Source organism: Streptomyces lincolnensis, assembly GCF_021173675.1.
Taxonomy (GTDB): Bacteria; Actinomycetota; Actinomycetes; order Streptomycetales; family Streptomycetaceae; genus Streptomyces; species Streptomyces lincolnensis_B.
Window position 1 is genome coordinate 546,124 of sequence record NZ_JAIHON010000007.1, and the last position, 14,256, is coordinate 560,379.

Below are 14,256 nucleotides of genomic sequence, written 5' to 3' on the forward strand. Positions count from 1 at the left end.
GGTCTGTTCCGTGCGTGGGCTGTATCTAGCGGGCGACGTAGCCGCCGTCGACGGGGAGGGCGACGCCGACGACGAAGCCTGCACCGGGGCTGCACAGCCACAGGACCGCCTGGGCGATCTCCTCGGCGGTGCCGAGCCGGTTGATGGGCTGGTCGGCCTCGGCTTCGGCGCGGTCGAGTTCCCCCTTGGCGATCATGTCGCTGACCATGGGGGTGTCGATGGTGCCGGGGCAGACGGCGTTGATGCGGATGCCGCGTGGGGCGTATTCGAGGGCGGCGCTGCTGGTCAGGCCGATGACGCCGTGTTTGGAAGCGTGGTAGGAGGCGCGGCCGGGCAGGCCGACCAGCCCGCCGAGGGAGGAGCAGTTGACGATGGCTCCGCTGCCCTGGGCCCGCATGTGCCGCAACTCGTGCTTCATGCAGGCCCACACGCCCCGGAGGTTGACGGCGTTGACGCGGTCGAACCGTTCGGCCGGCTCGTCGGCGGCGTCGCTGGACGGGATCTGGATCCCGGCGTTGTTGTAGGCCATGTCGAGGCGGCCGAAGGTCTCGACGGTGCGGTCGACCGCGGCGGCGACCTGGTCCTCGTCGCCGACATCGCAGGTGAGGGCGAGGACTTGGTGGCCGGCGTCGGTGAGTTCCTTCGCGGCCGCGGTCAGGGCCGCTTCGTCGATGTCGGTGAGGGCGACGGCGGCTCCGGAGGCGGCGAACGCGCGGGCGGTCGCCAGGCCCATACCGGCACCGGCCCCCGTGACGAGAGCGACCTGGCCGGTGAAGTCGTAGCGGGGATTCACGTGTGCTCGTCCCTTCGAACGCTCGGGTGCGGTGGGGTGGGTCAGGGCGCGGCTTCGATGGTGATCTCTTCGGCGGTGGCGAGCTGCTCGGTGCCGTCGTCGGCCATGTGCCCGAGGATGACCAGGCCGGTCGCGTAGGGGGCGTCGCGGTAGTAGGTGGCGAGCTGGTTCCAGGGGGCGTAGTACGCCAGGTCGCCGACTTCGGGGTCGGCGCCTTCCGGGGCGCCGGAGGTGGACAGTTTCCGGGGCAGGTCGGCGATCTTCTCGGCCTGGTTGAGGTCGCGCAGGGAGAGGGTCATCGGGAGCTGGGCGGCGAGGTCGCGGGCGGTGGGGCTGTCGTTGAGGGTGGCGTCGACGGGGTGGCCGTCGAGGGTGAGCCGGATGTTCATGGTGGTGGTCCTGCCGGTGGGTGGGGTGGCTGCCGGGGCGGTCGAGGCCTGCGGCGACGCGGACCCGGGCACGGACTCGGCGGAGGTTGAGGAGGCGGGCGGGGAATCGTCGGCGCAGGCGGTCGTGACCAGGAGCAGGGCGGCGGCCGGGGCCACGCGGGCGAGAGCGCGGAAGGGGGCGGGATTCACGGAGGCGTCCAGTGGCCGGCTAGTTGGGCAGGGGCTCGGAGTAGTGGCGGAAGGCGTCCCGCTCGGTGTGGATGTCGTACAGGCGCTGGGCCAGCCGGTCGGGGCTGCTGTGCTCGGCGTCGGGTCGGATGGCTCCGGGGATGATCAGCTGGGCGGCGTGGATGTTCTCCGCGGCGAGCGTGTCGTGGAGCATGCGGGCGTAGGCGCTCTCGGCGGCGAAGGCGATCGAGGTGCCTGCGACCTTCGGATTCGGTCGTACGGCGCTTGCGCCGTTGACGAACAGCAGGGTGCCGCGGCCCAGCGCGCGCATGCCGGGCAGAACGGCGTTCACCGCGGTGACCGGGCCTTTGACGGAGAAGGCGAGCGGGGCGTCGAGATCGTCGGCGCTGGTGTCGAGGACCGGTTTCATGAAGTCGGTGCGCGGCACCGGGCTGTACTGGAGGATCTCGACGGGCCCCAGATCGGCCGCGGCTGCGTGGAAGGCCGCGGTCAGGGACTCGATGTCGAGGACGTCGGCCGGGTAGCCGCGCGCCTGGATGCCGTCACGGGCGAGGTCGGCCGTCAACTCGTCCAGCTTCTCCGCGTCGCGGGCGATCAGGGCGACGGTGTGGCCGGCGGCTCCGAAGCGGCGGGCGGTGGCCAGCCCGAGACCGGGGCCGGCGCCGACGAGGGCGAAGGTCGTCATGGGTGCTCCTTGTGCGAGCGGTCGTGGTTTTCGGCGGGAGCGGCACACCTGGGTGCGGTTCCGCTGTGGGGAGGCGTGCGGTCAGGGCTTGAGGAGGGGTGTGACGGCGCGGCGCTCGTCCATCGCCTTGTAGTTCTCGGCGACCTGCTCCAGGGGCAGGGCGAGGTCGAACAGCTCCTCGCCGTCGAGCGGCGCCTCGTGCGGGACACCGACGAAGCCGACGTTGCCGCCGGGCCGGGTCGGGCCGGGCGCAGTGCAGGGCCTGCCGCATGGACTCCGGGGCGCCGACGCACTCCAGCACGGAGTCGGCGCCGATGCAGTTGGCGCGGTGTTGTCCGAGGTGGCGAACGGGCCGACCACGAAGCGCACGTCGCCGGGGGCGTGGATGACTGCTGCGCGCATGGGGGTGCTTCCTTCGGTGCGAGGTCGGTGTGCGGCGGCCGGGCCAGTTCGTGGTCGGCTGCTCGTCATCGACCCTCACACGCAGGGGCAGGCGGGAAAAGCGGAGAAATCCATCCCGGGAGGAAAACATCCGGGGAGGAAATTCTCCCCCCTTCCCCCGGTGCGACCGGTGTCATGCTGGGCAGCATGACCGCCAACGTCCCCCTCAACGAGCTGGGAGAATTCCTCAAGAAGCGCCGCTCGAAACTGAGCCCGCGCACGGTCGGGCTGCCCGAGACCGACCGGCCCCGCCGGGTGGCCGGACTGCGCCGCGAGGAGGTCGCCCAGCTCGCCAGCATCAGCACCGACTACTACACCCGCCTGGAACAGGGCCGCATGCAGGCCTCCGCACCCGTGCTGGACGTCCTCGCCCGGGTACTCCATCTGGACGACGACGAGCGCGGCTACCTCTTCCAGCTCGCCGGCAGGACCAGCACCCGCACCCGGCGCCGCGGCCGGCAGACCGTCCAGCCACAACTGCAACGGGTCCTGGACGACCTCACCGCCACCCCCGCCATCGTGCAGGGCCGGCGCGGAGACATCCTCGCCTGGAACGCACTGGCCGCCGCCCTGGTCACCGACTTCTCCCACCTGCCGGAGAAACACCGCAACTATCCCCGGATCATCTTCACCGAGCCGCCCATGCACACCCTGTACGCCGACTGGGAGGCCTCCGCGCAGATCGCCGTCGCCCAGCTGCGCATGGAGGCCGCGAAGTACCCCGAGGACCCCCGCCTGATCGAACTGGTCGGCGAACTGTCCTTGCGCGACAAGCAGTTCGCCAAGTGGTGGGGCGAACACCACGTCGCCGCCCGCACCGTCGGCACCAAGACCCTCCACCATCCCGTCGTCGGCGAACTCGTCCTGGACTGGGACACCCTCACCGCCAACACCGACCCCGACCAGCACCTGACCGTCTGGACCGCCGCCCCCGGCTCCGCCACCCACGAACGACTGCGCATCCTCGCCTCCTGGGCCGCCGACCAGCACCTGCCCGCCTCCAACCCACTCGGCTGACCGCGACGGGCCGCCGCCGACCGAGGTCCTCTTCGCGGGCAGTACCGACCAGCGCGCGGCAGCCGAGCGGGCACCCGGGAAGTGATCGCCATGCCCGAGCCCGGAGAGCGCGGGCTGAACCGCCCGGTCGGCCGCCCACGGACTCGCCGCGCTCAACCCGTGCGTACCGAGCCCCCCGTACGCGAGCGGGTCAGGACGCGGCCGCCGAGGCCGATGGCGAGCAGCCCCAGGGGGACGGCCACGATGGCGCCGACGAGGCCGTTGCCGGTGCCGGGGCCGCCGCTGGAGGTGGCCAGGTGCAGTACCGCGAGGACCGTGCCGACCAGCCCCACCGCCATGGCCGACAGGGCTCCGGTGCGTGCGTTGCCGGCGCTGATGCGGCCGGAGACGCGGGCCAGGGCCAGCCAGCCGAGGGCCACGCCGACCAGCCCGACCCCTAGGGCCAGGTTGGCCCCGGTACGCCCGTCACCGATGATTCCGCCCTCGGCGGCGGCCATCACCACGCCTGATGCGTTCATGTCTCTCCCCTTCATGACCTACTTCTCATGACCTTCTTCGCGTTCTCGCGTTCTCGCGCTCTTCGGGTTCTTCGCGCTCTTCACGCGAACGATCCCGTCGCTTCGCCGCGACCTGAGCATCTCTGCCGGACGCCCCGCCGGTCGTCCCGCAGCCGCAGACACTTCGCGCTGCCGCAGCCGGCGCAGGCTGCTGCCGCGGACGTGGTAGACGGCGCGTGACTACCACGGGTGCGGTAGTGGGCGGCTCGTCCCGGAGCGGGACTTGCCGCCGGTGGCCGCCGGTCTAAGGTGCGCGCATGGACGAAGGACGGTTCGGCCTGCCGGCCGGGGTCACAGACGGGACGATCGCCCTCGGGGCGGCCGCCCTGCTGCTGGGCACCGGGCTGTCCGGGGAGCCCCCCGGCACGGACCTCGACGTGCTCGGCTACGTACTGCTGGCGGCCGGCGGTCTGGCCCTGGTCGCGCGTCGCCGTGCCCCGCTCGCCGTGCTGGCCGTCACCGGGGTGTGCGCGGTGGGGTATCTGGCGGCCGGCTTCGACGCGCTCTCCGTGCCGTATCTGGTCGCGGTGTACGGCGCGGTACGGGCCGGGCACCGCACCTTCACGGTGGTGGTGTCCGTGACGATGCTGGTCGTGCTTCAGCTGACCGCCCTGGTCCTCCGCGACGGGCCCGTGGGGGAGGGGTGGGCACAGGCCCGGCACGTCCTGGAGATCGCCTGGCTGATCGCTGCCTTCGCCGCGGGGGAGGCGCTGCGGCAGGCCGAGCGGCGGGCGGACGAGGCCGAACGCACCCGGGAGGAGACCGCGCGGCGCCGCGCGGACGAGGAACGGCTGCACATCGCGCGGGAGTTGCACGATTCGCTCACGCACCAGATCTCCATCATCAAGGTGCAGTCCGAAGTCGCCGTCCATGTGGCCCGCAGACGAGGCGAGCAGGTCTCCGAGGCGCTGCTGGCGATCCAGGAGGCCGGACGTGAGGCGACCCGGGAACTGCGCGCCACCCTGGAGGCGTTGCGCGACGACGACACCACCCCGCCCCGTGGGCTCGACCACATCCCGGAACTGGTGGAACAGTCCCGCAGGGCCGGTCTGGACACGACGCTGACGATCGACGGGAAGCGGTCCGACGTGCCGGCCGCGGTGAGCCGTACCGCCTACCGGATCGTGCAGGAGTCGCTGACCAACGTCGCCCGGCACGCCGGCGCCGCGACCGCGTCGGTCCGCATCGATTACCGCGCCGACTCACTGGCCGTCCAGGTCGACGACGACGGCAAGGCCACACCCGACACCGTGCCGACGCCCGGCCTGGGACTATTGGGCATGCGGGAACGCGTCACCGCCCTCGGCGGCCGGCTGCGCGCGCAGCCGCGCGACGAGCACGGCTTCACCGTCCGGGCCGAACTTCCCGTGGAGCAGGTCTCATGACCCGTGGAGCAGACCTCATGATCCGTGTCCTGCTGGTCGACGACCAGCCGCTCATCCGCAGCGGGTTCCGCGCCCTTCTCGACCTGGAGGACGACATCGAGGTGGTGGCCGAGGCCGCCGACGGCGCGGAGGGCCTGGCGCTGGCCGCCCGGCACCTGCCGGACGTCGTACTGATCGACATCCGGATGCCGGTCGTCGACGGCATCGAGGCCACCCGCCGCATCGCCGCCGACCCCGCCCTGGCCCAGGTGCACGTGGTCATCCTCACCAACTACGGCATGGACGAGTACGTCCTGGACGCGCTGCGCGCCGGAGCCGCCGGATTCCTCGTCAAGGACATCGTGCCGGACGACCTGGTGCACGCCGTGCGGGTCGCCGCCCGCGGTGACGCGCTCCTGGCGCCGTCCATCACCCGCAAGCTGATCAAGCGGTACGTCGCCCAGCCGCCGTCCCTCCTCACCGGCACCGGCACCGGCCTCGACGGACTGACCGAACGCGAACGAGAGGCCGTCGCCCTCGTCGCGCAGGGCCTGTCCAACGACCAGATCGCCGACCGCATGGTGATCAGCCCGCTCACCGCGAAAACCCACATCAACCGGGCGATGACCAAACTCCACGCCCGCGACCGCGCCCAACTCGTCGTCCTCGCCTACGAATCCGGCCTGGTGACACCGGGCAACGCCTGACGGCCCGGGGCCCCTCCCGGGCACACGCGGGTCGACACATCCGGGTGGATCACTGCTCGGTCAGGGAGTCCAGGAGGTGACGGCCCTGCTGCCACGGGCCCAGGCCGCTGGCGGAGTTGATGTGTCCGTGGGCGCCCGCCAGATGCCATCGTGCGTCCCACCGTGTCGCGAAGCCGGCGGCTGCCTCGGTGGCGCAGTACGGATCGTCGGCGCTGCCCACCACCAGAGCAGGGCACGGCAACGATTGGGCCGACAGCCCGGTGAACGTCGCTGCCGCCTGGCGTGGGAACGCCGGCCCACCCGGGTCGGGCGGCGCGACCAGGAACGCGCCGGCCGTCGGGTTCGACGGGTTCCTGGTCAGCCAGGTGGATGCCGCCCAGCAGCCCAGGCTGTGGGCCACCAGCACAACCCGGCTGTCCTGCTCGCGAGTCCGGTCGTATGCCTCCTGGACGGCGTCGACCCAGTCGTCCAGGTCGGGAGCGGACCACGAGGCAGGGGAGATCCTCACCGCCGAAGTGCCCCACCGGCGCTCCCACACCGACTGCCAGTGCTGCTCGTCCGAGCCGTCGATGCCCGGGATGATGACGTACGCGGCCACCGCCCACCACTCCTTCACTCGTCGCTCCCTAGGATCGCGGGGGCTCCTGGCGCAGATTCTGCTGGATGCATCAGGACCGTGGCGGTGGCGCAAGTGATCTCAAGGGAAGTGGTGCTGACGACGATGGAATCACTCGATCGCATAGACCGGGACATCCTCGCCCTGCTCCAGACCGACGGCCGGCTGACCGGCGCCGAGGTGGGGCGCCGTGTCGGACTCTCGCAGCCGGCGGCAAGCGCGCGTATCCAGCGGCTGGAGAAGAACGGGATCATCACCGGCTACCGAGCCGTGGTCGACCCGGTGGCCCTCGGCCTGAACATTCACGCGGTCATCCGGCTGCGCACCACACATGCCCAGCTCGCACGCGCCCTGGACTTCGCCTCCCGGACCACCGAGATCGCCTCCACCCTGAGGGTCACCGGGGAGGACTGCCTCATCTTCGACGTCCACTGCCCGCAGGCGGGACGACTCGAAGAAGTGGTCGACGCACTCGCCCGTTTCGGCCCCGTCACCACATCCCTCGTACTTCGCACCTACCCGCAGAAGCCGCTGACCGACGCCGAGTCACCGGTGTCGTGAGCGGCCACAGCCGCTGCCCCGATCGTGTCGGCGGGCTCGCGTGCTCTACCCGTAGCGTCCCACGAGGCGGAAGCCGTTCCCCTTGGCCTGGAACAGGAAGTACACCGGGCCCCGGTCGAGGGTGCCGTCGCTGAAGCGGAGGGGCTTGGCCAGGCCCTGGTAGGTGATGCCGAAGAGGTGCTGCGAGACGGTGGTCGGGGTGATGTCGGGCGAGCCGCCCAGGGAGGACAGGGCACGCGCGACGAGGCCTACGGCGTCGTAGGCCTCGGGGGACCAACGGGCCGGGGCGGTGGCGTACTTGGCGCGGTAGGCGGTGCGGAAGGCGGGGGAGACGCTGTCGGGGTCGGTGAACGGGGTGGCGAACAGCCAGTCCTGGCCTGCTGATCCGGCCTGCTGGAGGAAGGAGGACCGCATGATGTGCCAGGTGCCGAGGCGCGGCCCGGTGAATCCGGCGGCGGCGAGGGCGCGGGCGCAGCGGGCGGCGCGTTCGGGCGAGGTCCCGGTGAGGACGACGGCCTGGGCCCGGGCGTCGAGGGCGGCGCGGACGGCGGGCGCGAAGTCGTCGGTGTCGGCGGCGACGGGGTGCACGCTGGTCGTGCCCTCGTGGGGCGGCTGCCGTGTCAGCGTGTCGGTCACGTCGGAGCCTGCCCGGCCCGCCGCCCTGTCGTCGATGACGGCGGTGCGGTCGACGGGGCGCACCTGGGACAAGTACGAGGTCAGCGCGAGGGCGAGGAACTGCTCCGGGGCCCGGGTGACGCACAGGGTGCGCAGATCGGCGTCGGTGAGCCGGGGGTCGTCCACGGAGATCAGCACCATGGCCGTGCCGGCGGCCTGGTAGAGCGGTCCGGCGGCGATCGCCGTGGCGGCCGCGGTGGGTCCGAGGACCGCGCTGACCTGGGCCTCGGTGAAACGGCGGGCCGCCTGCTCGGCCCGTGCCGCCTCACCGCGGTCGTCGAAGGAGTCGAGGGCGAGACGGAAGGTGATGTCCTTGTGCGCGTTGTGCTGCGCCACGGCAAGCCGCGCCCCGCGCTCCTGTGCCACGCCGTCCGCCCGGCCGGTGCCGCTCAGCGTCCCCTGGAAGCCGAGGGTGTGCACGGGAAGGCGGGTGTCGGAGCCGCCTGTGGATCCTTGCCCGGCCGCCAGGTAGGCGGTGACCCCGCCGCCGGCCGCCACCACGGAGGCCGCCGCGCTCCCCAGGAGCAGTACGCGCCGCCGGGTCGGCGGGTCGGGTTCGGCCGGGCCCGGCGGCGTCGGGTCGAGGGCCGTGCCGTCGTCCGCCGGGCGCTGGGGGGATCGCTGGGGTGTGGGCACGTCCAGCGCCCGCGCGGACCGCTCGGCGACCAGGCGTACGACGGCGGGCGGCAGCCAGTGCTCCGCCGCCTGTCCCGTCGGCCCGTTCCGTGCCAGTGAGGTCCGGGGATCCTGGAGCGCGGTCGCGAGCTGCCGGGCGGTCGGCCTCCTGGCGGGGTCCTTGGCCAGGCAGGTCTTGATCGGCTCGCGTAGTGCGGCGGGTACGTCCGTCAGGTCCGGCTCCTCGTGCACCGTACGGAACAGGACGCCCGCCGCGTGCCCGGTGCCGAACGGGCGCCGCGCCGAGGCCGCGTACGCCAGGACGCAGCCCAGCGAGAAGACGTCGCTGGGCGGGCCGACCTCGTCGGCACGGGCACGTGCCTGTTCCGGTGAGAGGAAGCCGGGCGTGCCGACGACGGCGTCCGGCGCGGTGAGCGCGGTGGCCCCCACAGCGTGCGCGATGCCGAAATCGATCAGGCGCGGCCCGTCGAGGGCGAGCAGGACGTTGCCCGGCTTGACGTCCCGGTGCACGACTCCCGCGGCGTGCACGGCGGTCAGCGCCTCGGCCAGCCGGATGCCCAGGGCCCGTACCGCGGCGACGGGCAGTGCCCCCTGGCCGTCGACCGCCTCGACCAGGGAGGGCGCGGGCACGAACTCGGTGGCCAGCCAGGGCTGTCGGGCCTCGGGGTCGGCGGCCACGACCGGCACCAGCCGGCGCCCGGTCAGCGAGCGGACCGCCGTCACCTCACGCCGGAAACGGGTGCGGAACGCCGGATCGGCCACGTGCTCGGCCCGGATCACCTTGAGCGCGACCAGCGCCCCGCCCGCCGTACGGGCCAGGTAGACCACGCCCATGCCGCCCGCGCCGAGCCGGGCCAGCAGCCGGTGCCCGCCGATGTCGTCGGGATCGTCGGCCGTGAGCGGCCGCATCAGAACGCCGCCTCGCCCGCGTAGGCGAACCGGCCGCCCTTCACCTCGTAGCGGAAGACGTCGTAGCCCTTCAGCGTCTGGCCGTCGAACGCGTACGTGCGCACCAGGCCCTTGTACGTGCCCTTCGCCAGCAGCGCGTACAGCTGGGCGCGGGAGGGGCGGCCGCGGGCCTGGGTGAGACGGGTGATGACCATGCGGGCCACGTCGTAGGCCTCCGCCGCCCAGTGCGGGGGAGCGGAGCCGTAGCGCTTGCGGTAGGCGGTGGTGAAGGCGCGGACGGGGGTGCTCGCCGGGTCGATGTACGGGGCGAAGGTCTGCCAGCCCTCGGCGGCGCTGCCCGCGGTGGTCAGGAACTCCTGCTCGGCGGCCGGGTAGCCCAGGACGCGCGGGCCGGTGAAGCCGCGCTGCGCGAGGGCGCGGGCGACGGCTGCCGCGCGGGCGGGTGTGCCCGTGTAGACGAAGCCGTCGGGTCCGCGCGCGGTCATCTCTGCCACCACCGGCGCGAGATCCGCGGCCAGGACGGGCACCACCCGCGGCTCGACGGGGATCTTCACGACACCGAGGGACTGGAACGTCGTATGGCCGATCTCCCAGGACGCCTGGCCGCCGTCCCGGTCGATCAGCACGCCCACGCTCTTCGCCCCCAAGTCCCGCAGCCGGAAGGCGATCAGGGCCGGCGAGACCATGTAGCCGGGCACGGCCTGGAGGAAACGGCGGGGCTGCGCGGTGCCGTACACCGCCTGCGCGGAGGATGCCGTCAGCTGGGGCACGCCCTGTGCGTCGTAGGCGTCGAGGGCGGCCCCGGTGGTGGCGTCGCCGGTGGAGCCGATGACGGCGAGCAGGTCGCGGTCGGCGGCGAGTGCACGGGCGCGCTCGGTGGCGCGGGTCTGGTCGCCCTGGTCGTCGGCGACCTGGAGGGTGAGGGTGAAGGGCTTGTCCTGACGGGAGTTGAACTGCTCGACGGCGAGGCGTGTGCCGCGTTCCTGGGCCTGTCCGACGGCTCTTTGCGGGCCGGTCAGGTCGGCTTGGACGCCGAGCACCCAGCGGCGGGCGGCAGGCGTGGGCTCGTCGTCGCGACCGCTCGCCCACCAGGCGGCGCCACCGCCCGCGGCCAGGACGGCTGCCCCGCCCAGGAGCAGCAGCCGGCGTCGGCTCGGGCGGCCCGGGGGCGGAGCGTCCTCGGGAACTTCTGCCGCGGGCCCGTCCGTTGCCACGTCGACAGACGTGGCCTCGATGTCCGGCAGGGCCAGCATCGCGGCGGAGCGGTCCGCGATGAGCCGTACGACGGGGTCGGGCAGCCAGTCGGCGGTGCCGGCAGGCGTGTCCTCGGTGTCCTGAAGGTCCTCGGTGTGCTGAAGGAGCGCCTCGTCCAGCGCGCGGGCGGTGGGCCGGGCGGCCGGGTCCTTGGCGAGGCAGGCGTCGAGCAGCGCGCGCAGGTCGTCGGGGACGCCGTCGAGGTCGGGCGCGTCGTGCACGGTGCGGTAGAGCAGGGCGTCGACGGCTCCGGTGCCGAAGGGCGGGCGCCCGGTGGCGGCGTAGACGAGGAGACAGCCGAGGGCGAAGACATCGCTGGCGGGCGAGGCGGGCCGGGCCCGGGCCTGTTCCGGAGCCAGGAAGCCGGGGGTGCCGACCACCATGTCGGCCGAGGTGAGCGCGGTGTCCTCGGTGGCGCGGGCGATACCGAAGTCGATGAGGCGGGGGCCGTCGACGGCGAGGAGGACGTTGCCGGGCTTGACGTCCCGGTGCACGAGTCCCGCCGCGTGCACGGCCGTGAGCGCGCGGGCCAGCATGCGGCCGAGGACCCGCACCCCGCGCGACGGCAGCGGACCGCAGGCGGCCACGGCCTCGGCGAGCGCGGGGCCCGGTACGAACGCGGTGGCCAGCCAGGGCGCCGCCGCGTCCGGATCGGCACCGGTCACCGGCACGGCCCAGGGACTGTCCACCCGCCTCGCGGCGGCGACCTCACGGCGGAACCGGGCACGGAACTCGGGCTGGTCGGCGTACTCCGGCAGGATCACCTTGACGGCGGCCAGCTCGCCCGACTCCGCACGGCCGAGATAGACCACGCCCATGCCACCGGCGCCGAGCCGGGCGAGCAGGCGGTGACCGCCGATGCGGGACGGGTCGGTGGGGGTGAGCTTCTCGGCCATCAGCGCGTGTCCTTCGCGGTGGTCGACGCCGAGGCGGAGGGCGAGGCGGCCGCGGTGCCCCGCTCGATCGCGCCGGCGAGACGGCCGCGCATGTCGGCGTGGGGCTGCCTCAGCCGGTCGAAGAGATCGGTCCGGGACCAGCCCTTGGACCCCTTGGCCGAGACCGCGACGGTGAACGGCCCGATGCGGGTCTGCGACCAGACGTAGGCGTGCGGGCCGCCGGCCTCGTCACTCGTGTACTCGCCCATCTCGGTGAGGACGTCGTCGGCGTAGGTGATCCCGTCGTCCCCGAGGGCGGTCGGCACATCGGTCAGGTTCGACAACACCTCACCGGCGCGCAGCAGTTGCGAGGGACACCGCATCATCTCCTCCAGGACCTCGGCGTTCTCCCAGTCGGCCTGCTCGGCGGTCCGGTGGGCCGTGACCACGGCGGTCAGCAGGATCGGTCCTTTGCCGCCGCCCGCCGGCACCTCGTAGTGGCGGGTCAGGGTGGCGAGGACGTCCTTCGGGAGCGCCTGCTGCTCCCAGACGCAGTTCTTCCGGAGAACCGCCCACCTGCGCGGGTCGCTCTCATAGGGAGTGTCGCGCTCGGTGTCCGGTCCGAACGCGGCGGGCTGCGCGATGACGTCGCGGATCAGGGCGGTGGCCCGGGCCGCCGTCGTCGGCAGTTTTCCCGGATCGATGTCGACGGCGGTGCTCGGGGAAGGGGCGGCGGAGCCGGTGGCGCGGGCCTGGGGCGGCGGCGTCGCCGCTTGTTCGCCGGCGCCGGAGGTGCAACCGGTCACCAGCAGAGCCCCCGTCGCGACGGCGCAGCCAAAGCGCACCACCCATCCGTTCGCCACCACGACTCTCCCCGCGCCCGACCGCCACCCCACACCAGCGATGATGGTGGCAGCAACTTGCGTGCAGTGGCCGGCGATTGACGATCACGTGGCTCAGCTGTACCTCATTTGTCACACAGCTTGATCGCGCCCGGCCGGCGGCTGTCGCCCGGTTCGTGGACGCTGAGGTCGCCGTAGGCCGACAGCACGCCGGCCAGGTCACCTGGCTTGTGTCGCAGGGTGGTGTCCAGGAAGGCGAGCGTGGTCGCGGCGACGACGTGCGGGCTCCCGGTGCGGCCCAGGGAGCCGACCGTCGAGGGCACGGGCGGCAGGTAGAGGGGGCCGTCCATGAAGGTGAGGTGCGCGGCGCCTGGGACGGTGAGCCGGTAGCTCGTCGCGGTGTTGTGCTGGAGGGCCTCGGTGAGACGGGGCAGGTAGTCCGGGTCGGTTCCCGGGGTGATGGCCTGGGTGAGCGCGAGCGTCGGTCGGTGGAGGGAGGGGGAGACGGGGCCGTGGGGGTAGCCGTCCAGATCCATGACGGCGTCGAACCGGCAGTCCTGCCGGGCCGCCTGCAGGGCGGCGGCGCCCCCCATGGAGTGGCCGCCGACCGCGACTCGGCCGGTGTCCAGGCGTCCGGCCGGCGGGCCGGCGATCTCGCCTCGGCCCATACGGTCCAGCTGGGTGAGGACGAAGCGGAGGTCGGCGGCCCGAACAGCGGTCCATTCGGCCGCCAGTTGGTCGTCCTTGTCCCGGTCGCCGGTGGAGGTGGTCCTGGTGCGAATCGTTCGGCCGTCGGTGAGGACGACGGCGGCGGAGTCGTACGGATGGTCCAGGGCGGCGACCAGATAGCCGTGGCTCGCCAGTTCCTCCGCCCAGGCGGTGTTCTGGGTGCGCACCCCACCCGATCCGGGAGAGAACAGCACGACCGGAAACCGTCCGCCCCGGTCGGCCACCGGGGCGTTGAAGACCGCATGGGTGCGGGCCCGCGGGACGCCGTCGATCAGGAAGGCGGGCAGGCCGGCATAGTCTGCGAGGGCCTCGGAAACAGTGCGTGCCTCGTGCCCCGTGCGTCCGAGGTACTGGGCCCGCTCCGTGCCGGCGGGGCTCTTCCGCGCGGGGTACCAGAGCTGGACCACGACCGTGCGCCGGTCGTGCCGATCGGCCGTGAAGGTCTCGGGGCGGCGTGGATCGGTCCACTGCACCACGCGGGTGCCGACCGCGAAACGGCCCGACGGCTCGGGGAACACGGGGACGGGAAAGGCCCAGGCGGCCACCGGACCCGCGGCGATCAGGCCGACGCAGGCCACCGTCCCCGGCAATGCCAGCCACCATCGGGCGCGCCGCGCCGGCCGGCCAGTACGGCGTCGCAGCAGGGGAGAGAGGGCGAACGGCGACGCGAGGGCAGCGCCGGCCAGGACCGGCAGCATCTGCCAGCGGATCCCCACCGCACTCAGCACGATCGCGGACAGCACGAGAACCGCCCCCGCCGCGACCGTGACGCGTGGGCGGGCGATGGGGGGAAGCCGGCGCGCCCCCACCAGCGCGACGGCACCCAGCAGGGCAAGAAGTTCCGGAGGGGACATGTACAGCCCCGCGATGATCTCGGTCACCCGGCCATCCTCGGGGCGCGGCCCGCGAGGCCACATCGATCCCGGGTCGCCCCGGCATGCGACCGGAGTCGCAATCGAGCACGCCGTATGAACGGCCGCGTTGCGACCGCGGGAGGTGACGGGACTCCTCCTGCGG

General features: G+C 73.1%; 13 protein-coding genes and 1 pseudogene. 4 read left to right on the forward strand and 10 right to left on the reverse strand.

From position 1 onward, the window contains the following. Positions 1-25: 25 nt before the first annotated feature. The 4 genes and pseudogenes from K4B79_RS23460 to K4B79_RS23475 form a co-directional block, all read right to left on the reverse strand. Positions 26-793: a glucose 1-dehydrogenase gene (locus K4B79_RS23460; protein ID WP_232028844.1), complete on the reverse strand. Its 768-nt coding sequence runs from the start codon at positions 791-793 to the stop codon at positions 26-28. Between the two features lie 41 nt (positions 794-834). Next, a complete protein-coding gene (locus K4B79_RS23465) occupies positions 835-1,371 on the reverse strand; it encodes a cyclophilin-like fold protein (protein ID WP_232028845.1) in 537 nt (178 codons plus the stop codon). Positions 1,372-1,390: 19 nt separating this feature from the next. Continuing rightward, positions 1,391-2,056 (reverse strand): SDR family NAD(P)-dependent oxidoreductase, encoded by a 666-nt coding sequence (locus K4B79_RS23470; RefSeq protein WP_232028846.1) that lies wholly within the window; start codon positions 2,054-2,056, stop codon positions 1,391-1,393. An 81-nt stretch (positions 2,057-2,137) separates the two neighbouring features. Next, a pseudogene (locus tag K4B79_RS23475) lies at positions 2,138-2,372 on the reverse strand (IMP dehydrogenase); the annotation flags it as partial. A 260-nt stretch (positions 2,373-2,632) separates the two neighbouring features. Between K4B79_RS23475 and K4B79_RS23480 the strand changes: the two are divergent. Further along, a complete protein-coding gene (locus K4B79_RS23480) occupies positions 2,633-3,514 on the forward strand; it encodes a helix-turn-helix domain-containing protein (protein WP_232028847.1) in 882 nt (293 codons plus the stop codon). Positions 3,515-3,666: 152 nt separating this feature from the next. On the opposite strand, the gene K4B79_RS23485 is transcribed toward K4B79_RS23480, so the two are convergent. Beyond that, positions 3,667-4,032, reverse strand: coding sequence for a DUF6223 family protein (locus K4B79_RS23485; protein ID WP_232028848.1), 366 nt, complete (start codon positions 4,030-4,032; stop codon positions 3,667-3,669). Between the two features lie 296 nt (positions 4,033-4,328). On the opposite strand from K4B79_RS23485, the gene K4B79_RS23490 reads away from it, so the two are divergent. Continuing rightward, the gene (locus K4B79_RS23490) at positions 4,329-5,456 is read left to right on the forward strand and encodes a sensor histidine kinase (protein ID WP_232028849.1); all 1,128 of its coding nucleotides are present in this window, start codon (positions 4,329-4,331) and stop codon (positions 5,454-5,456) included. Positions 5,457-5,473: 17 nt separating this feature from the next. Further along, a complete protein-coding gene (locus tag K4B79_RS23495; protein WP_232028904.1) occupies positions 5,474-6,142 on the forward strand; it encodes a response regulator in 669 nt (222 codons plus the stop codon). 49 nt (positions 6,143-6,191) lie between these two features. On the opposite strand, the gene K4B79_RS23500 is transcribed toward K4B79_RS23495, so the two are convergent. Then, on the reverse strand, positions 6,192-6,758 hold the full coding sequence (locus K4B79_RS23500; protein ID WP_232028850.1) for an RBBP9/YdeN family alpha/beta hydrolase: 567 nt from the start codon (positions 6,756-6,758) through the stop codon (positions 6,192-6,194). 105 nt (positions 6,759-6,863) lie between these two features. Between K4B79_RS23500 and K4B79_RS23505 the strand changes: the two genes are divergently transcribed. Beyond that, complete coding sequence (locus K4B79_RS23505) at positions 6,864-7,319, forward strand: Lrp/AsnC family transcriptional regulator (protein WP_232028851.1); 456 nt, start codon at positions 6,864-6,866, stop codon at positions 7,317-7,319. 45 nt (positions 7,320-7,364) lie between these two features. Here the strand turns inward: K4B79_RS23505 and K4B79_RS23510 are convergent, their stop codons facing one another. The 4 genes from K4B79_RS23510 to K4B79_RS23525 all read right to left on the reverse strand — a co-directional run bounded on the left by K4B79_RS23510 (position 7,365) and on the right by K4B79_RS23525 (position 14,156). Beyond that, the gene (locus K4B79_RS23510) at positions 7,365-9,539 is read right to left on the reverse strand and encodes a bifunctional serine/threonine-protein kinase/ABC transporter substrate-binding protein (RefSeq protein ID WP_232028852.1); all 2,175 of its coding nucleotides are present in this window, start codon (positions 9,537-9,539) and stop codon (positions 7,365-7,367) included. Next, positions 9,539-11,689 (reverse strand): bifunctional serine/threonine-protein kinase/ABC transporter substrate-binding protein, encoded by a 2,151-nt coding sequence (locus K4B79_RS23515; protein WP_232028853.1) that lies wholly within the window; start codon positions 11,687-11,689, stop codon positions 9,539-9,541. Before K4B79_RS23515 ends, K4B79_RS23510 begins: the two co-directional genes overlap by 1 nt. After that, the gene (locus K4B79_RS23520) at positions 11,689-12,531 is read right to left on the reverse strand and encodes a hypothetical protein (protein ID WP_232028854.1); all 843 of its coding nucleotides are present in this window, start codon (positions 12,529-12,531) and stop codon (positions 11,689-11,691) included. Before K4B79_RS23520 ends, K4B79_RS23515 begins: the two co-directional genes overlap by 1 nt. A gap of 104 nt (positions 12,532-12,635) precedes the next feature. Beyond that, entirely contained in the window at positions 12,636-14,156 is a 1,521-nt protein-coding gene (locus tag K4B79_RS23525) for an alpha/beta hydrolase family protein (protein WP_232028855.1), read from the reverse strand. Between the last annotated feature and the right edge of the window lie 100 nt (positions 14,157-14,256).

Bases quoted from the DNA above. Each gene is read 5' to 3' on its own strand.
- K4B79_RS23470 (WP_232028846.1), bottom strand. From the start codon at position 2,056: ATGACGACCTTCGCCCTCGTCGGCGCCGGCCCCGGTCTCGGGCTGGCC.
- K4B79_RS23480 (WP_232028847.1), top strand. From the start codon at position 2,633: ATGCTGGGCAGCATGACCGCCAACGTCCCCCTCAACGAGCTGGGAGAA.
- K4B79_RS23485 (WP_232028848.1), bottom strand. From the start codon at position 4,032: ATGAACGCATCAGGCGTGGTGATGGCCGCCGCCGAGGGCGGAATCATC.
- K4B79_RS23490 (WP_232028849.1), top strand. From the start codon at position 4,329: ATGGACGAAGGACGGTTCGGCCTGCCGGCCGGGGTCACAGACGGGACG.
- K4B79_RS23495 (WP_232028904.1), top strand. From the start codon at position 5,474: ATGATCCGTGTCCTGCTGGTCGACGACCAGCCGCTCATCCGCAGCGGG.
- K4B79_RS23505 (WP_232028851.1), top strand. From the start codon at position 6,864: ATGGAATCACTCGATCGCATAGACCGGGACATCCTCGCCCTGCTCCAG.
- K4B79_RS23510 (WP_232028852.1), bottom strand. From the start codon at position 9,539: ATGCGGCCGCTCACGGCCGACGATCCCGACGACATCGGCGGGCACCGG.
- K4B79_RS23515 (WP_232028853.1), bottom strand. From the start codon at position 11,689: ATGGCCGAGAAGCTCACCCCCACCGACCCGTCCCGCATCGGCGGTCAC.
- K4B79_RS23525 (WP_232028855.1), bottom strand. From the start codon at position 14,156: ATGTGGCCTCGCGGGCCGCGCCCCGAGGATGGCCGGGTGACCGAGATC.